This is a genomic window from Tessaracoccus massiliensis, assembly GCF_000826065.2.
Taxonomy (GTDB): domain Bacteria; phylum Actinomycetota; class Actinomycetes; order Propionibacteriales; family Propionibacteriaceae; genus Arachnia; species Arachnia massiliensis_A.
Window position 1 is genome coordinate 180761 of record NZ_LN623541.1, and the last position, 16804, is coordinate 197564.

A 16804-nucleotide genomic window follows, 5' to 3' on the forward strand; every position below is an offset into this window, starting at 1 on the left:
ACCATGCGCCACGCACCTCGGAGCTGCCACCGAGCGACCGCCTCCGCCATGGGCGGCGAAGGCCCCATCAAAAGACTGCGGGACCAAGTTTTCATCACGGTGTCAGAAACGCTGCAGAGGTTTCGACACTGCTGGCTGCGCTCGCAGGCTCAACCAACAAATTGGCTGATCAAGCTCGCAGGCTCACCCGGCGGTGAGGAGCGTCATGCCGAGGAGGCTGAGGCCGCCGGCCACCAGCAGGAGCAGGACGTCGTGGAGATGGAAGCGGCGGTCCAACCGCCACAGCCCCGCCGCCCCGACGATGGTGGCCCAGCCGACGGTGGGGGCGTTGACGTCGGCGTTCCTGGCGATCGCCATGTTGGCGCGCAGCATCGACAGGCAGGTGGTGATCAACAGCCCGCAGATCACGGGCAGCACGTAGGCGCCCAGGCGACGCACGAACGCGGAGTTCGACACCTTCCCGTAGCCGCCCATGATCAGCATGGCGATCGCGGAGCAGGCCGCCACCGACAGCAGGAAGGTGGCCAGTGCGAACAGCAGGCCCAACTGCCAACCGCCGGACTGCAGCCCGTAGGAGTAGCCCAGCGCAGCGGCGACCTTGACCAGGATGGGCCCGGGCAGTGCGTTGGCCACGGGCACGGCCTGGCCGTAGAACTCGCTGCCTGGCACGATGCCGCTGGCCACGAAGAATCCGTCGGCCACGCCGACGTAGGCCTCGCCGCCGCCGAAGGAGGTGACGGTGGACAACCCGATCAGGCCGAGGAAACCTGCGCCGCCCACGACGAACGAGGCCAACGTGACGGCGGCGACGACAACCGTGAAGGCGGCAGCAGACCACCATGCGGCCCGCGACGATGCTGTGGGCGGCGCTCCGGGAGCCGCCGGCGTCGAGGCCCTGCGCCGGGCCACGGACCAGGCCCCGATCACCACCAGTGTCACGAGGATGAGCTGGAGCGCGTCGAGTTGCGGCAGCGACGTTTCCCAGCGTTGCCCGAACAGTTCGCCCACCGCGGCGATGGCCTGGTCGGCACCGGTGGCCAGAAACGAGGCGAGCACCACGACGACGTAGACGCGCAGCCTCTGTTTCCCGGCTCGCAACACCTTGGCGATGAACAGGGCGAGCAGCACGATGATGAAGGCGGCGATGCCGATGGCGGCGAACTCGACGTAGCGGATGGCGCCGGCGCCGATGGCGTTGAATCCGGCCAGCAGGCCCACCGTGGCGAGCGTGCCGGGCAGTGAGACGGCGAACGCGGCCAGCAGCGAGCCCAGCCAGCCGTGGGATTCGGCTCCGGCGAGGGCGCCGAGCTTGACGGGCAGGGCCCCTGGCGTGATGTTGGCGATGAGGGTGTGCGTGCCGAAGGTGCGCTCGTCCAGCGCCTTGCCGACGAGTTCCTTCTCCATGACCGGAATGAGGGCTGCGCCACCGCCGAAGCCGATGGTGCCCACCTTGAGCATGGAGCCCAGGAGACCGGCAAGCTTCACATCATCATCCCCTGAGGCGCTCCGCTGCGGCGGCGACCCGCTCGTCGGTGGCGGTCAGCGCCACGCGCACGTGCTGTGCGGCGGCCGCTCCGTAGAAGTCCCCCGGCGCAGCGAGGATCCCGCGTTCGGCGAGCCAGTCGATGGTGGTGCGGCACCCTTCGCCGCGGGTGGCCCACAGGTACAGCGACCCCTCGGAGTGGTCCACCCGGAACCCGGCCTCCTCCAGCGCCGGTTTCAGCACGGCGCGGCGGGCGAGGTAGCGCTCGCGCTGCTCCTCGACGTGGGCCTGGTCCCCCAGCAGCGCGGCCATCGCGGCCTGCACGGGGGCGGGCAGCATCATGCCCAGGTGTTTGCGCACCCCAACGAGGGGCAGCACGACGGTGGGGTCGCCCGCCACGAAGCCGCCGCGGTAGCCGGCGGCGTTGGAGCGCTTGGAGACCGAGTGCACGGCCAGCAGGTTGCTGTGGTCCCCATCGTTGACGCGCGGGTCCAGCACGGAGATGGCCTCGGCGTCCCAGGCGAACTCGCCGTAGCACTCGTCGCTGGCCAGCACGGCGCCGACGCGGCGTGCCGCGGCCACGAAGGCGCGCAGCTCCTCGAGTGGCAGGATGCGACCCGTCGGGTTGGCCGGCGAATTGATCCAGATCAGCCGGGCGTTGTCCGGGATGTCGTCCGGATCGTCCAGCGGCAGCGGCTGCGCACCGGCCACCAGGGCGCCCACCTCGTAGGTGGGGTAGGCGCATTCCGGAAAGACGACGGCCTCGTCCTTCCCGACGCCGAGCAGCAGCGGCAGCCAGGCCACCAACTCCTTGGTGCCCACCACCGGCAACACGCACTCATCGGTCAGCGGCACCGAATCCCAGCGTGACTCCAGGTAGCCCCGGATGGCCGCACGGACCTCCGGCGTGCCCCACACCGTCGGATAGCCGTGCGCATCCCCCGCCTCCGCCAACGCGTCGATGGCGAGCTGCGGGGTGGGGTCGACGGGCGTGCCGACGGACAGATCAACCAGACCGCCGGGGTGCGCGCTGGCGACGCGCTTGGCCTCAGCCAGCGTGTCCCAGGGGAAATCGGGCAGCCGGGCCCCCAGGCCCATCGGTCAGTTGCCCTGGGGCGGAAGCGCCTCGACGACCGGGTGATCCTTGTCGATGGCACCCATCTTCGCGGCGCCGCCGGGGGAGCCGATCTCGTCGAAGAACTGCACGTTCACGTCGTAGAACTGGGCCTGCTCCTCCGGCACGTCGTCCTCGTAGTAGATGGCCTCGACGGGGCAGACGGGCTCGCAGGCGCCGCAGTCGACGCACTCCTCCGGGTGGATGTAGAGCATGCGGTTGCCCTCGTAGATGCAATCGACGGGACACTCCTCGACGCAGGCGAGATCCTTCACGTCGACACAGGGAAGTCCGATGATGTACGTCACAATTTCTCCTTCGAGAGCGGGGCGTGCCCAGCTTAGCGCGCCCGGACCGGCTTGCCAGGCAAGGTCAGGGTTGGCAGATGATGCGGTCCCCGGCGTTGTACTTCCACGAGAACGGTTCGCGCTTGGCGATCTCGCCGTTCTTGTAGAAGATCCGCTCCCAGTTGACGCTGAAGCCCTGGATCGGCGCCTGCGACTCACAGTTCGGATCGCCGGTGACGGTACGGTCCGTGCCGCGGTAGAAGCCGGACTTCTTCAGCTCGGTGGACATCGCCTGCGCCACCCCGCCCTGGTCGTTGGTACGCAGGTCATAGGTGGGCTTGGACCAGATCTTGAACGTGACGCTGCCGCGCTTGCCGGACGACGACGGGTTGGTGAAGCCCTGGATGATGGCCGGGTACTCGGTGTCGTTCTGGAACCTCATGTCCAGCGCCCCGTAGTAGACGGTGGCCTCGCGGCCGGCCGGGTAGCGGTCGAAGTAGAGGCTGTGCGGTTTGTGTTCCACGTCCTTGTAGCCGGCGAAGAACCCTGCGTTGAACAGCGTAGTGGCCGCCTGGGAGATGCCGCCGCCCGATTCCTTGACGAGGCGCCCCTTGTTGATCACGTAGCCGTCGACGTAGCCATTGGCGGTGGTCCGCTCGCCGAGGGTGTCGTTGAGGGAGAAGGTCTCGCCAGGCAGCAGCACGGTGCCGTTGACCGACGACGCCGCCTGGGTGAGGTTCGTGTTGCGGTAGGCGGCATGCGGGTACTGCGTGGTGTACTCCCCGACGACGACGAACTCGCCCAGCGCCGTGAAGTCCTCCGTCGAGTACTCCGGCTCCTGGCCCTCCAACTCGACGGGCACGGTGCGACCCTCGCCCGTGGCGGTGGCGGCCTTCTCGACGGAGGCGGTGAACGCCTCCTCGGTCAGCTGCTGGCCCGAGGTCGACGGCACGACGGCGACCTTGCCGCCCTCGAACTTCAGCGACGCGTTCTTGGGTTCGGACAGTTCCAGGGAGCGCCGGGCCTCGGCGGTCTGCTCAAAGAGTTCGCTGGTGTCCAGCGTGCCGACGATCTTGTCACCCTCGACGTTCAGGGAGGCAGCCTCCGCCAGGGAGCCGGGCGCGATCTCCATCTGCACGTCGCCGTGGGTCAGCACGACGGGGCCGCTGATCAGCGGTTCGGCGAAGTTGGTCACCACGTCGTCGACCATCTCATCGGTCACCGCAGGCGGGGTGTTCTGGATGGTCACGGCCACGTTGCCCTTGGCCTCTTCGAAGGCCTGTTTGGCGGTGGCGGTGGTGGCGTCGACGTCCATGGCCTGCGCGTCGGTGGCCTCCGTGCGGACGATCTTGCCGCCGTCGAACTTGACGGTGGCGTCCACGCCGTCGACGGCGAACTCGGACGCCTTGGCCTCGACAGCCGAGCGGAGCGCACCCTCATCGACCGTGCGGACGACGTCTACCTCGCCGCCGCCGGTGAGGGTCTCGTAGATATCTGCGGGGTTCCAGGAGTGGCCGCCGCCCGCTGCCCGCACAGTGGCCTCGTAGTCGAAGCCCAGCCCTGCGTCGGCGGGCACGATGTCTGCGGATGTGCCGCCCGCGCTCAGAGTGATGGGCTCGGCGAGCTTGGGGGCCAGTTCGGTTTCCAGCTTCTCCCGCGCCTGCTCAGGTGACAGGCCTCCGATGGCCACCCCGTCTACCGAGGCTTTCGCTGGCACCTGGTTGCCGGCCACGAAGTACGAAGCCACATAGGCTCCGCCCACGAGGATCAACAGCCCGATGATGGTTCCGATGGCGATCTTGCCGGCTCTACTCACTTCCACCCCTCCACGTGCCGTGACGGCACAACCCCGCCATCGTACGTTGAGACGTCAACTACTCCCAAAACTGCGCGTCCTCCTCGTCGCCTCACAGTTTGACGGCAAAAGGCATGCTCAGCGCCCCATGGGAGCGCAGCCCGACGCGGGCCGCGAGCGCGTTGAACATCTGCTCGGCATCCGGCACCGCCGCTCCCCCTGCCACCGTCTCGGACGACGTGGCGGGCTTGAGCAGGTCCAGGATCCCGGCGTCGGCGATGTGGGTGAGCTTGGCGGCCTCAGGGTCCAGCCCGGCGAGGCGGCAGGCGCGCTCGACGGCGAGCCTCTGCCGGCCGATGTGATCCACGAGGCCCCGCTCCTTGGCGTCCGCACCCGTCCAGACGCGGCCACGGGCGAGGCGCTCGAGCTCCTCGTAGTCCATGCCACGGTCCTGGGCGGCGAAGGTGGTGAAGTCCAGGTAGATGCGGTCCAACCAGCGGTTGAGCCGCTCCCAGTCCTCCTCCGAGAACTCGTGCGCGTCGGAGAAGGTGCCGGCGGCGGCGCCCACGGGGATGGTCTCGCGGACCAGGCCCAGTTTGTCGTAGAGGCCCTCGGTGACCATCTTGCCGGCGAGCACACCGATGGAGCCGGTGAGGGTGGCCGCCTGGGCGACGATCTCGTTGCAGGGCATCGACACGTAGTAACCGCCCGAGGCAGCAGCGGCGCCCATGTGGGCGACGACGGGCTTGCCCGCCTCCTTCAGCCGCAGTACGGATCGCCGGATGAAGTCTGATGCGACGGCGGAGCCGCCGGGCGAGTCGACGTCGAAGACCACGGCCTTGACGTCATCGTCGCGCAGCGCGGCGCGCAGCTGCTCGTCCACGACGTCGGCCCCGGCCTGCTGGCCTCCCATCGGTGAGCGCACGCCACGGCCGGTGACGATGGCGCCACGGAGGCTGACGACGGCCACCTTGGCCTGCTTCGGGCGCAGCTTCTTCATGAGCGCGGAGCGCGACTGGTAGCGGTGGGCGAACAGGAGGTTCTCCGGCTCGGCTCCCCAGGCCTTCAGCACGGCGTCGTAGGCCTCGTCGCGGTAGCCGATGTGGTCGATCAGGCCCAGTTCCCTGGCCCGATCAGGCTCCACGGGCGCGGAGTTGACGGCGTCCCAGACGGTCTCTGTTGGCACGCCACGGAGCCGGGCGATGGCCTCGACCATCTCGTCGACGATGGATTGGCCGACGCGCTGCATCATCTCTCGGTTGGCTTCGGTGACGTGGTCTGCTGCGTAGCTGTCTGCGGCCGTCTTGTACTCGTGCCGCTGACCGAACTGCGGTTCCACGCCCACCTTGTTGAACAGGCCCTTCAGGAGGGTGATGGTCACCTCGAGGCCCTCGATGGACAGCATGCCGGTGGGCTGGACCCAGATCTCCTGAGCTGCGGCCGCCACCCGGTAGGCGCCGAAACCGTGGATCAGTTCGCCGAAGGACTCGGCCCAGGCCATGGTCTTCTTCTTGGCGCCGAACTCCTCGATGAGACCGGAGACCTCTTCGGTGTCCGCGATGGTCAACTGGGTGGGGGTGGCGTGCACGATGAGGCCGAGCACCCGCTCGTCGTCTGCCGCCTCTGCCAGGTGTTGGCGCAGCGCGGGCAGCGTGGGGCTGTTGATCAACTGGATGGCCTGCAGCGGATTGCTCGGCTTCGCGACGAGCACCCCCCTGGCCAGATCGAGTTCGAGCACCACCGGCTTGTCGCCGACGATCTTGGCAAGCACGTCCTTGAGACTCATGCATCCACTTTACGTGGTCCCTGAGCGTGCCCCGGAGAGGAACGAGCCCGGGCACGACGAAGGGCCCCCGCAGCGTCCCCGACAACTCAACCATCGGGTCAAGGTGTCAGAAAGCTGCGGGAGCCCTTCGTCGTTCGTAGAACTCACGCTCAGGGACCGAGCGCGGCTCAACCAGCGGGGGTCAGAGGATGGACTTGGCGGCCTTCACGACGTTGTCCGCAGTGAAGCCGAACTCCTCGAAGCACTTGGCACCCGACGCGGAGGCGCCGTAGTGCTCGATGCTGATCGAGGTGCCCTGGGCGCCGACGTACTTGCCCCAGCCCATCTCGATGCCGGCCTCGACGCTGACGCGCGCGGTGACCGCCTTCGGCAGGACCGACTCCTTGTACTCGTCGGACTGCTCCTCGAACCATTCCTGGCACGGCATCGACACGACGCGGGTGGGCGTGCCATCAGCCTCGAGCTGTTCCTGGGCGTCCAGCGCGATGGCGACCTCGGAGCCGGTGGCGATCAGGATCACCTTGGGCTCCGCCGAGGCCTCGCTCAGCACGTAGGCGCCGTTGGCGACGCCTTCGGCCGAGGCGTACTTCTCGCCGCGGGCGACCGTGCGCAGGTCCTGACGCGACAGGATCAGGCCGGCGGGGCGGTCCGTGCGGCGCAGGATCTCACCCCAGGCGACGGAGGTCTCGTTCGCATCGGCCGGGCGCACCACGTCGAGGTTCGGGATCGCACGCAGCGACGCGAGGTGCTCGATGGGCTGGTGCGTGGGGCCGTCCTCGCCGACGCCGACCGAATCGTGCGTCCACACGAACACCGACGGCACCTTCATGATGGCGGCCAGCCGGACGGCGGGGCGCATGTAGTCAGCGAACACGAGGAACGTGCCGCCGTAGGCGCGGGTCAGGCCCGAGAGGTTGATGCCGTTGAGGATGCCGCCCATGGCGTGCTCACGGATGCCGAAGTGCAGCGTGCGCCCGTACGGGTTGCCGGGCCACGCGTCGGTGGTGCGCTCCTTCGGCAGGAAGGAGGGCTCGCCCTTCATGGTGGTGTTGTTCGAGCCGGCGAGATCGGCGGAGCCGCCCCACAACTCGGGCAGCTGGCCGGCCAATGCGGAGAGCACCTCGCCGGAGGCGGCGCGGGTGGACTTCTTGCCCTCCTCGAACACCGGCAGCGACAGATCTTCGGGCAGCTTGCGGGCCGCGGCGCGCTCCAGCAGCGCGGCGCGCTCCGGGTTGGCCTGCTGCCACGCCTCGAACTTGGCGTCCCACTCTTCGCGGAAGGCCTTGCCGCGGGCGGCGGCGTTCTCACGAGCGTGTGCGACGGCGTCCTGGTCGACGGCGAAGGGCTCCTGCTCGAAACCGAGCGCATCCTTCAGCGCGGCGATCTCGTCGGCGCCGATCTTCGAACCGTGGATGGCGGCCTGGCCCTGCTTGTTGGGCAGGGGCCAGCCGATGATGGTGGTCAGTTTGATGAACGAGGGCTTGTCCGTGACGGACTTGGCCTTCTCGATCGCGTCGTAGAGCGCCTGGAGGTCTTCCTTGTACTCGGTGCCACCGTTGGTCCAGTCGACGTGCTGCACATCCCAGCCGTAGGCCTCGTAGCGGGCGCTGACGTCCTCGGTGAACGAGATGCTGGTCTTGCCCTCGATCGTGATCCGGTTGTCGTCGTAGATCATGATCAGGTTGCCGAGGTTCTGCGTGGCGGCCAGCGAGGACGCCTCAGAGGCGACGCCCTCCTGCAGGCAGCCGTCGCCGGCGACGACGTAGACGAAGCGGTCGAACACCGATTCGCCCTCGGGCGCTTCGGGGTCGAAGAGGCCACGCTCGCGGCGGGCGGCCATGGCCATGCCCACGGCGTTGGAGATGCCGGCGCCCAGCGGGCCGGTGGTGCATTCGATGAACTTCGCGTGCATGTATTCGGGGTGACCGGCGGTCTTGGCGCCCCAGGTGCGCAGTGCCTTGATGTCGTCGAGTTCCATGTCCATCCCGGCGAGGTACAGCTGCGTGTACTGCGTCAGGGAGGCGTGGCCGACGGACAGCACGAACCGGTCACGGCCGAGCCAGAGGTCATCGGTGGGGTCGCTCTTCATCACCTTCTGGTACAGGAGGTAGGCCGCGGGGGCGAGCGAAACCGGCGTGCCGGGGTGCCCGTTGCCGACCTTCTCGACTGCATCGACGGCGAGGATCCGGGCGGTGTCGACGGCGCGGGCGTCCTTCTCGGTCCACTCAAGAGTCACTGTTAGTTCCTAACTCATAGGGGTTGGCGCAGCGCATGCGTCTCTGCTGCGGCGATCATGGGTCAAGCCTATCGCGCGCCCCGGCCGGAACCACGGGCCGGGTGGCCCATCTGGCAACATTGGGCAACTGCTCACGCACAGCCGCCCGCCCGACTACCAGGCGCCGCCGCCTCCACCACCGGCGCCGCCGCCGGACCACCAGGCGTCCGGGATCTCACCGGCCTTGGCGATGGCGATCTCGTCAGCGTCGGGCTGCTCGGGGTGCTCGGGCTCTGCCTGCTCGCTGCGGGAGCGCTCCTCGCCGGGCTGGAAGGGGCGGGTCGTCTCGCCCAGCGCCTCGCGCACGAGCTTCTGCAGCCCCTCGGGGTCTCCCGGCTCGAACTTACGGGTCTCAGCCATGGCTCTCCTCCTCAGTGACAGGCGGCTCGGCCGACCAGGGGAACACGATCCACTGATCGGTGGACTTCCAAATGTAATCCGGCGCCACGATCGTGCGGGGCTTGGCGTACAGCACGCAGGAGCGCACGTCGGCGCCGAAGCCGCGCAGCAGCTTGATCACCAGGTGCAGCGTTCGTCCGGAATCAGCCACGTCGTCGACGACGAGGGTCTTGCGCCCGGCGATGGACTCGGTGTCCAGCATGGGGGCCAGCAGGATGGGATCAGGCAGCGTCTCGTTGACGTCGGTGTAGAACTCGACGTTGATCGCGTCGGTCAGCTTCACGCCCAACGAGTAGGTCATGGCCCCACCGAGCGTCATGCCCCCGCGCGCCACCGCGATGATGATCTCAGGGAAGAAATCCGATTCGGCCACGGCGCGCGCGAGGTCGCGCTGTGCCTGGCCGAAGCACTCCCAGGTGAGGACTTCCTTGTTGGTGAGGTCTCGAGCGTCCGCGTGATAAGCCATGGGCCAATGGTAGTGGCGCGGGCCTACCGGGGTTCGTTGCCCTCGAAGATCATGGTGACGAAGACCACGTCGAGCCAGCGACCGAACTTGCGCCCCACCTGCGGGAGGCGGCCCGCCTCCTCGAAGCCGAGCTTCCGGTGGAAGGCCACGGAGGCCTCGTTGGAGCCGTCGACCACGCCCACCATGACATGCACCCCACGCCCGCGGGCATAGTCGATCAGCGCGCCCATCAGCATCCGACCCCCACCTGCGGCGCGGTGCCCGTCGCGGATGTAGACGCTGTGCTCGACGGTGTGCCGGTAGCCCTCCAACGGCCGGAACTGCGAGTAGCTGGCGTAACCGGTGATCAGACCGTCGGCGTCCTCCATCACCAGGATGGGGTACTCCGCTGCGGTGAGCCGGTCGAACCACGCCTGGCGGTCCGCGACGCTGACCGGTTCCAGCGCGTAGGACGCCGTGGTGCCCACGCCCGCCTCGTTGTAGATGTCCGTGATGGCCGGGATGTCTCGGGTATGCGCGGGGCGGATGGTCGGCATGGTCCCATGGTAGGGCCGCCTGGGCACGGCTAGTACTGTCTGCCGCATGAGGATTCATGAACTCTCGGGCGCCTGGGGCACGGCGCGGGTCGCTGAACTCGGCGGCTGCGTGCTGTCGTGGCGGCCCGCCGGCGGCGACGACGTGCTCTTCCTGTCGCAGGACGCCGAGCTGACGCCGGGCACCATGTGGCACGGCGGCATCCCGGTGTGCGCGCCGTGGTTCGGCAAGGGCCAGGGCGACTGGGAGGTCCCGCACACGCACGGGCTCGTCAGCCGGGTCGCCTGGGCCACCGAGGTCGTCGAGCAGAACGACGACGGGGCCAAGGTGGTCATGAGCCTCACCTCGGCTGCGGTGGCGGAGATCCCGGGGGCCGGGCGCTACCCCGATGACCTGGCCTACCGGCTCGAGATCGAGGTGGGCCGCACCTCGCTCACCGTGGCGCTGACCATCACGTCCCCCACCCGCGAGGCCGGCGTCGACCTGGCCTTCCACCCGTACCTGCGCGTCGACGCCACCCGCGCCACCATCTCGGGGTTGGAGAACACCCGCTACCTGGACGCCGCCGCAGACTGGCAGCCGGGGCATCAGGACGGCGAGTTCGCCTTCGACGGGCACGTGGACCGTGTCTACGCCGAGGCCCCTCCGGTGTTCCTCAGCGACGGCTCGCGCACCCGCCGGTTGTCCAGCCAGGGGGCGACCCGCACCGTCGTGTGGAACCCAGGCCCCGTCAACGATCAGGTGGCCGAGGGCGAATGGCGGGAATTCGTCTGCGTCGAGTACGGCAACGTGCGCGACGGCGCGGTCACCCTCCCCGCCGGCGGGGAGCACCGCCTGGCGTTCACCCTCGAGGTCTGAGGCTCAGCCGGAGTAGGCCACCGTCTCGGCGGGAAGGCCCAGGCCGTCGCCCAGCGGGGCGTCCCCGGTGAAGGCGCAGCCGAGCGTCGGCGAATAGAGCAGCACCCCGGGATGCCCGCCGGGCGCGCCCACGGCCTGCAGCGTGACGGCACCGACGGTGAACTCCTGGCCCACCTCAGGACGGGTCCACACAGGCGCCCCGGTGCGCTCCCCCAGGTGGAGCACCGCGCTGTTGTCCCGCGGGTCGGTGGTGCACACCACGGGGACCACGCGTCGGCCATCGACGGCGTCCAGCACTGTGTCGGGATCCGCGACGGCGTCGACCGCGATCACCTCTCGCTCGTCTCCGACCAGCCAGGTGTTGCGCCCACCGGCGGTGGCGGCGAGCATGACGGGCCGCAACTCCTCGTCCCCCTGAAGTGGTTGCATGCGCCCAGACTAACCCCGTCCCCCTCCCCCGGGGTGGGGTTGGCGAGGACCGCTGCACCGGTCTCCCAAAGGCTGGACAGCTGCGCCGTCTACGGTGTGCGCTCCATTACCCGGGTGCGACCGCTTCGACGGGGAGGCCCGCCTCTGCCCAGCCAGTGAAGCCCCCTTGGATGTGCGTCACATCGGTGCGCCCCATCTCGTGCAGCGCCTTAGCTGCCAGCGCCGAGCGCCAAGCCGACCCGCAGTAGAGGACCAGCCTGCGCCCGTCGTCGAGCGCCTGCCGGTAGTAGGGCGAGGCAGGGTCCACCCAGAACTCCAGCATCCCCCGCGGCGCGCGATAGGCGCCGGGGATGGCGCCCAGCTTGGCGAGCTCCGCGGGCTCGCGGATGTCGACGAACAGCACGCCGTCGTCGCCGAGGAGCGCCTCCGCCTCGCTGAGCGGGAGCGGGGGCACGATCTCGTTGGCCGCCTCCACCAGGTCTTTGGCGGACCTGGCGAGCGGCTCAGAGGGAGCGCGCATCCCCGCGCAGGTACTTGACGAGATGCTCCTGCTCGTCCTGGAGCTGGTCGATGCGGCTCTTGACGATGTCGCCGATCGAGACGATGGCCGCCAGCTTCCCGTCGACCAGGACGGGCAGGTGCCGCACCCGGTACTCGGTCATCTCGCCGGCGACGGCCGCCAGCTCGTCGTCCATCCCGCAGGTGTGCACGTCCTGATCCATCAGGTCCGCGATGGGGCGCTCGAGGACTCCGGTGCCGTGCTCCCGTAGCCCGTTGACGATGTCGCGCTCCCCGACGATGCCTGTGACGCGTTCCCCGTCGTCGGTGATGACCACGGCACCGATCCGGTGCTCTCCGAGGAGGTCGACGAGTTCCTTGACGCTCTGGTCAGCGCGGGCGGTGACCACCGTGCTGCCCTTGGTGTTGATGACTTCGTTGATCCGCATGACCCACGCTAACCCGCTGGGCGGGTCAGGCGCAGGTGATCGGCGTTACGCGCAGGGCGGCGCGTCGCTCTGGTGACTGGTCCCGTTGCCGTTGCCGAGCGTCTGGATCATGTCGAAGGCGGGCAGCGACGCGGGCGGCACGTTGACGACCTTGGCGGGCACGCCCGCGACGGTGGTGTGCGGCTCCACGTCGCGCAGCACGACGGAGCCGGCACCGATCTTGGCGCACTCCCCCACGCGGATGTTGCCCAGCACCTTGGCGCCGGCGCCGATCATCACGCCGCGGCCGATCTTCGGGTGCCGGTCGCCGCCCTCCTTGCCGGAGCCGCCGAGCGTGACCTCGTGCAGCATGGAGAATTCGTCCTCCACGACGGCGGTCTCGCCGATGACGACGGAGGTGGCGTGGTCGAACATGATCGACTTGCCGATCCGGGCGCCGGGGTGGATGTCGACGGCGAACGCCTCCGAGATCCGGCTCTGCAGGTAGAGGGCCAGCGGCTTGCGGTCGTTCATCCAGTAGAAGTGGGCCACCCGGTAGGCCTGGATGGATTGGAAACCCTTGAAGTAGAGCAGCGGGTTGGCGTAGCCGGGGCAGGCGGGATCGCGCGTGACGACGGCCTGGAGATCCGCCCGGATCGCCTGCTGGATGCACTCGTCCTCGCGCAGCACGTCGTAGAAGATGTCGCGCAGGCCAAGTCCGGGCAGCGTGGGGCTGTCGAGCTTGCTGGCCAGCAGGTAGGCCAGCGACTCCTCGATGTCCGGCTGGGACAGCACCGTCGCGTGCAGGAAGCCGGCCAGCAACGGCTCGCTGTCTGCGGCCTCTCGACACTCGCGCTTGATCGAATCCCAGATCTGGTCGTCGGGCACGATGAGCGCCGGGTCCATGTGGGCCTCCTTGATCGGTTCCCCCTCAGGCTACCGTCCCCGCGCCTCCCCCTCGTCGCTGTTCGCCGTGAGCAATTGGATAGGGTCACGGCGCGACACGCCGGGAAAAACGCGCTGCCGGGCCCGTGACCCTATCCAATTGCTCACGGTCTAGAGGAGCCCACGGTCGTAGGCGACGCGCACCGCGGCCTCGCGGTTGGTGCCGCCCGCGGCCACCTCGCGCAGCACCTCCAGTTCCCGCTCGGTCAGGGAGACATCCCGGCCGCGGCCGGTCATCACGCTCAACGCCTTGGGCGTGAGCACCGGCCGCCCTGCCGCGAGTTGGCGGATGGCGGCCAGCAGATCCTCTCGCGGGGTGTCCTTCAACAGATAGCCGTCGGCGCCGGCCTCGAGCGAGCGCCGGATGTCATGGTCGGTGTCGTACGTGGTCAGCACGAGGATGCGGGGCGTGACGGGCGACTGGGCGCGCAGCGAGCTGATCGCCGAGACGCCGTCGCCGTCGGGCATCCGCAGGTCCATCAGCACGACGTCGGGCTGGAGGCCTGCGATGAGGGCCAGCGCCTCGCGCCCACCTCCCGCCTGGCCCACCACCTCAATGTCGGGGTCGCGTTCGAGGATGGCGGTCAGCCCGTCGCGGACGATGCCGGAGGCGCGGAGGTCGGCGAGGTAGCCCCAGATGTCGCGCCAGGCCGACGGGTCGAGGCCTGTGGTCAACTCGTCCAGGATCGCGATGCGGGGGCGGCCGATGAGCGCCAGCGCGACGGAAAGCCGCTGCTGCTGGCCGCCGGAGAGCTTCTCGAAGCGCTTGTCGGCATGCTCACCGAGACCGAACCGGGTGAGGAGTTCGCCGCTGGGGATGGGGTCGCGGTAGAAGGAACCGAACAGGTTCAACGCCTCTCTGGAGGTGAGCTTGCCGGGCAGCCTGCACTGCTGCAGTTGCATGCCCACCTGCTCGCGCAACTGCTCAGGGCTGATGGCGGGATCCATGCCGTCGACGGTGACGGTGCCCCCATCGCGGGCGCGCAGCCCGCCGATGCACTCGACCAGCGTGGTCTTTCCCGCTCCGTTGGGCCCGAGAATGCCGAGGATCTCACCCTCATCGACGCTGAGATCGATGCCGCGTAGAACATGGTTGGTCCCGTAGCTCTTCGTGAGTCCGGTGACCTGAATCGATGCCATGACTCCATCGTGCGGGCCGCGCGGCTCTCGGACATCAGGCAGGCGGCCCGACCTCGGGTCCTCCGATCAGATGACCCTGTGGTTGGGGTGACAGGCTGGCTGCGGGGCCGGGTCAGAGCCAGTCTTCGTCGCGGGGGCCGTAGCGGGCGTCGCGGTCCTCATTGATGGAATCGACGAACTCCGCCTCGCTGTCCAGGTCGAAGCCATCGAGCGCGGCCTGGTAGTCGAGCTCGGGCTCGGGCATTTCCTCGCCGTCCATGTAGCCGACCCGCTCGACGCGCCACTCCAGGCCGCGGCGCTCGTCGCCGGAGATGGAGGCGGTGTCGACATCCGGGACGCCGTCCTCGTTCATGTCGGCGCTGCGGGCGAGCTTCACGGCGTGCGACAGGGCGATGGCGCCGGCAATGGCGGAGACGGCAGTGCCGAGCAGCACGCCGATCTTGCCGCCGGCAGTGTGCTCACCGTCGACGAAAGACAGGTCCGCGATCAGCAGCGAGACGGTGAATCCCATGCCGCAGACCAGGCCGACGGGGACGAGGTCACGCAAGCCGATGGCATCCGGCAGGCGCAGCGGGGTGAGCTTGGTCACGATGGCGGTGGTGAGCAGGACACCGGTGATCTTGCCGACGAACAGGCCCAGCACGATCGCGAGGACGACGGGCTGCAGAAGCACCTCGCCGATGCTGTCTCCGGTGAGGAAGGTCACACCCGCGGCGAAGAACGCGAAGATCGGCAGCACCAGGCCGGCGGAGAAGGGCTGCAGCCTGTGCTCGATCTGCACCGTGCGGGGCTCCTCCTCGCCATGCACGGGACGGGCGGGCACGCAGAAGCCGAGGATCACGCCGGCGATGGTGGCGTGCACGCCGGAGGCGAACATGAACCACCAGGCCACCAGCGCCAGCGGCACCAGCAGCCACCACGGCCACCGCTTGGCACGCACGATGAGGAAGAACGCGACGGCCGCGGCGGCGGTGCCCAGCAGCATGACGATGTTGAGTTCCGCGGTGTAGAACACGGCGATCACGATGATCGCCAGCAGGTCGTCCACCACGGCCAGGGTCATGAGGAACACGCGCAGCGCGCGGGGCAGGCCACGGCCGAACACGGCGAGCACTGCCAGCGCGAAGGCGATGTCGGTGGCAGTGGGGATGGCCCAGCCCTGGGTGGCCGTCCGGTCGCCGGAGAAGAAGATGACCAGGGAGTAGATGATGGCGGGCATCGCCATGCCGCCCACCGCCGCGAGTACCGGGACCGCGGCGGACCTCAGGTCGCGCAGGGCGCCCACCACTAGGTCGTGCTTGAGTTCGACACCGACGAGGAAGAAGAACAGGGCGAGCAATCCGTCGGAGGTCCAGTGGGCCAGCGAGAGGTTCAGCCCCAGCGACTCGGGCCCGATATGCATCTGCGACAGCGCGTGGTACGCATCGCCCCACGGCGTGTTGGCCCAGATCAACGCCACCAGTGCGGCAGCGAGCAGCAGCGCGCCGCCCGTCGTCTCGCGGGTCACCCAGTTGCGCAGGCGCTCCACCGGGGAGGGGGTCATCACATCAGTCGTCATTGAAGCTCCAGTTCTCAAGCCCTGGGTGATGTACCCACATTACGGAGTTGGCAACGCAGTCCCCGCAGGTTGCCATTTTTTGCCGCGCTGCGGGGCAGGGCGCGTCCGCACCTTCGCCGGAGCGCTCCGTTTCCCACTCTATCGCTACGGCAACGGGCGCCAGCTGTGGGTACTCCACAGTCGGCGTCCGTCGCGGTAGCGCTAGGTCAGTAACGATCAGGCGGCGGCCTCGGCAGCCTCGGCGTCGTAGCCTGCGAAGGCGACGAAACCATTCACAAAGCCTTCGAGCATCGAGCGCAGCGCCTCGGACTGGATGGTGCCGTCCTCGCCCAGGTCACCGTCGCGGAACTGGACGAAGGCCTCGGGCTGGCCCATGGTGGGCATGTCGAGGTGGGCCAGCATGTTGCGCAGGTGCTGCTGCGCCATCGCGGTGCCGGCGCCGCCGGGCGAGGTGCCGATGACGGCGGCGGGCTTGCCGCCCCACACCGAGGTGCCCCACGGGCGGCCGCCCCATTCGAGGGCGTTCTTCAGTGCGGCCGGGATGGTGCGCTGGTACTCGGGGGTGACGAAGATGACGGCGTCCAGATCGTCGACCCGGGCCTTGAAGTCAAGCGCGACCTGCGGGTAGTCGACGTCCGCGTCGCGGTTGTACAGCGGCAGGTCAGAGATGGCGACCTCCACGTACTCGATGCCGCTGGGGAGCACGGTGCCCAGCGCGTTGGCCAGGCGACGGTTGATGGAGGTGGACGACAGGGAGCCGACGATGTAGCCGATGCGCACGCAGGAACCTTTCGCGGAAGCAACTAGTT

17 protein-coding genes are annotated in these 16804 nt (G+C 68.8%); 1 reads left to right on the top strand and 16 read right to left on the bottom strand.

Annotated elements, in window-relative coordinates:
• Nucleotides 1-183 precede the first annotated feature (183 nt).
• The 9 genes from BN1186_RS05050 to BN1186_RS05090 all read right to left on the bottom strand — a co-directional run bounded on the left by BN1186_RS05050 (nt 184) and on the right by BN1186_RS05090 (nt 10141).
• On the bottom strand, nt 184-1485 hold the full coding sequence (locus BN1186_RS05050; protein WP_052459819.1) for a chromate transporter: 1302 nt from the start codon (nt 1483-1485) through the stop codon (nt 184-186).
• Nucleotides 1486-1489: 4 nt separating this feature from the next.
• Complete coding sequence (gene dapC, locus BN1186_RS05055) at nt 1490-2581, bottom strand: succinyldiaminopimelate transaminase (RefSeq protein WP_040283032.1); 1092 nt, start codon at nt 2579-2581, stop codon at nt 1490-1492.
• A 3-nt stretch (nt 2582-2584) separates the two neighbouring features.
• Nucleotides 2585-2905 carry a ferredoxin gene (fdxA, locus tag BN1186_RS05060; protein WP_040283033.1) on the bottom strand — a complete coding sequence of 107 codons (321 nt, stop codon included), beginning with the start codon at nt 2903-2905 and terminating at the stop codon, nt 2585-2587.
• Between the two features lie 64 nt (nt 2906-2969).
• On the bottom strand, nt 2970-4700 hold the full coding sequence (locus tag BN1186_RS05065) for a VanW family protein (protein WP_040283034.1): 1731 nt from the start codon (nt 4698-4700) through the stop codon (nt 2970-2972).
• A 91-nt stretch (nt 4701-4791) separates the two neighbouring features.
• Nucleotides 4792-6465: a signal peptide peptidase SppA gene (sppA, locus tag BN1186_RS05070; protein WP_052459820.1), complete on the bottom strand. Its 1674-nt coding sequence runs from the start codon at nt 6463-6465 to the stop codon at nt 4792-4794.
• A 181-nt stretch (nt 6466-6646) separates the two neighbouring features.
• On the bottom strand, nt 6647-8701 hold the full coding sequence (gene tkt / locus BN1186_RS05075) for a transketolase (RefSeq protein ID WP_040283035.1): 2055 nt from the start codon (nt 8699-8701) through the stop codon (nt 6647-6649).
• Between the two features lie 153 nt (nt 8702-8854).
• A complete protein-coding gene (locus BN1186_RS05080; protein WP_040283036.1) occupies nt 8855-9100 on the bottom strand; it encodes a hypothetical protein in 246 nt (81 codons plus the stop codon).
• Nucleotides 9093-9605, bottom strand: a complete 513-nt coding sequence (locus BN1186_RS05085) for a phosphoribosyltransferase (RefSeq protein WP_040283037.1) — start codon at nt 9603-9605, stop codon at nt 9093-9095. The genes BN1186_RS05080 and BN1186_RS05085 overlap by 8 nt, the downstream gene beginning before the upstream one ends.
• A gap of 23 nt (nt 9606-9628) precedes the next feature.
• Nucleotides 9629-10141, bottom strand: coding sequence for a GNAT family N-acetyltransferase (locus BN1186_RS05090; RefSeq protein ID WP_040283038.1), 513 nt, complete (start codon nt 10139-10141; stop codon nt 9629-9631).
• Nucleotides 10142-10187: 46 nt separating this feature from the next.
• Between BN1186_RS05090 and BN1186_RS05095 the strand changes: the two genes are divergently transcribed.
• Nucleotides 10188-10997: an aldose epimerase family protein gene (locus tag BN1186_RS05095; RefSeq protein WP_040283039.1), complete on the top strand. Its 810-nt coding sequence runs from the start codon at nt 10188-10190 to the stop codon at nt 10995-10997.
• A 3-nt stretch (nt 10998-11000) separates the two neighbouring features.
• Here BN1186_RS05095 and BN1186_RS05100 read toward each other — a convergent pair whose 3' ends face one another.
• The 7 genes from BN1186_RS05100 to BN1186_RS05130 all read right to left on the bottom strand — a co-directional run bounded on the left by BN1186_RS05100 (nt 11001) and on the right by BN1186_RS05130 (nt 16775).
• Nucleotides 11001-11426: an MBL fold metallo-hydrolase gene (locus BN1186_RS05100; RefSeq protein WP_139650856.1), complete on the bottom strand. Its 426-nt coding sequence runs from the start codon at nt 11424-11426 to the stop codon at nt 11001-11003.
• A gap of 106 nt (nt 11427-11532) precedes the next feature.
• Nucleotides 11533-11946, bottom strand: a complete 414-nt coding sequence (locus BN1186_RS05105) for a rhodanese-like domain-containing protein (RefSeq protein ID WP_040283040.1) — start codon at nt 11944-11946, stop codon at nt 11533-11535.
• Complete coding sequence (locus BN1186_RS05110) at nt 11930-12373, bottom strand: CBS domain-containing protein (RefSeq protein ID WP_040283041.1); 444 nt, start codon at nt 12371-12373, stop codon at nt 11930-11932. Before BN1186_RS05110 ends, BN1186_RS05105 begins: the two co-directional genes overlap by 17 nt.
• 45 nt (nt 12374-12418) lie before the next feature.
• Complete coding sequence (gene cysE, locus BN1186_RS16225) at nt 12419-13258, bottom strand: serine O-acetyltransferase (protein ID WP_040283042.1); 840 nt, start codon at nt 13256-13258, stop codon at nt 12419-12421.
• 150 nt (nt 13259-13408) lie between these two features.
• Complete coding sequence (locus BN1186_RS05120; RefSeq protein ID WP_082031120.1) at nt 13409-14437, bottom strand: ATP-binding cassette domain-containing protein; 1029 nt, start codon at nt 14435-14437, stop codon at nt 13409-13411.
• Between the two features lie 112 nt (nt 14438-14549).
• The gene (gene nhaA, locus BN1186_RS05125; RefSeq protein ID WP_074436936.1) at nt 14550-15995 is read right to left on the bottom strand and encodes a Na+/H+ antiporter NhaA; all 1446 of its coding nucleotides are present in this window, start codon (nt 15993-15995) and stop codon (nt 14550-14552) included.
• 216 nt (nt 15996-16211) lie between these two features.
• The gene (locus BN1186_RS05130) at nt 16212-16775 is read right to left on the bottom strand and encodes an NADPH-dependent FMN reductase (RefSeq protein WP_040283043.1); all 564 of its coding nucleotides are present in this window, start codon (nt 16773-16775) and stop codon (nt 16212-16214) included.
• Nucleotides 16776-16804: the final 29 nt, after the last annotated feature.

Bases quoted from the DNA above. Each gene is read 5' to 3' on its own strand.
- BN1186_RS05120 (WP_082031120.1), bottom strand. From the start codon at position 14,437: ATGGCATCGATTCAGGTCACCGGACTCACGAAGAGCTACGGGACCAAC.
- BN1186_RS05080 (WP_040283036.1), bottom strand. From the start codon at position 9,100: ATGGCTGAGACCCGTAAGTTCGAGCCGGGAGACCCCGAGGGGCTGCAG.
- BN1186_RS05100 (WP_139650856.1), bottom strand. From the start codon at position 11,426: ATGCAACCACTTCAGGGGGACGAGGAGTTGCGGCCCGTCATGCTCGCC.
- BN1186_RS05095 (WP_040283039.1), top strand. From the start codon at position 10,188: ATGAGGATTCATGAACTCTCGGGCGCCTGGGGCACGGCGCGGGTCGCT.
- BN1186_RS05105 (WP_040283040.1), bottom strand. From the start codon at position 11,946: ATGCGCGCTCCCTCTGAGCCGCTCGCCAGGTCCGCCAAAGACCTGGTG.
- BN1186_RS05110 (WP_040283041.1), bottom strand. From the start codon at position 12,373: ATGCGGATCAACGAAGTCATCAACACCAAGGGCAGCACGGTGGTCACC.
- sppA (WP_052459820.1), bottom strand. From the start codon at position 6,465: ATGAGTCTCAAGGACGTGCTTGCCAAGATCGTCGGCGACAAGCCGGTG.
- dapC (WP_040283032.1), bottom strand. From the start codon at position 2,581: ATGGGCCTGGGGGCCCGGCTGCCCGATTTCCCCTGGGACACGCTGGCT.
- nhaA (WP_074436936.1), bottom strand. From the start codon at position 15,995: ATGACGACTGATGTGATGACCCCCTCCCCGGTGGAGCGCCTGCGCAAC.
- cysE (WP_040283042.1), bottom strand. From the start codon at position 13,258: ATGGACCCGGCGCTCATCGTGCCCGACGACCAGATCTGGGATTCGATC.
- BN1186_RS05090 (WP_040283038.1), bottom strand. From the start codon at position 10,141: ATGCCGACCATCCGCCCCGCGCATACCCGAGACATCCCGGCCATCACG.
- BN1186_RS05085 (WP_040283037.1), bottom strand. From the start codon at position 9,605: ATGGCTTATCACGCGGACGCTCGAGACCTCACCAACAAGGAAGTCCTC.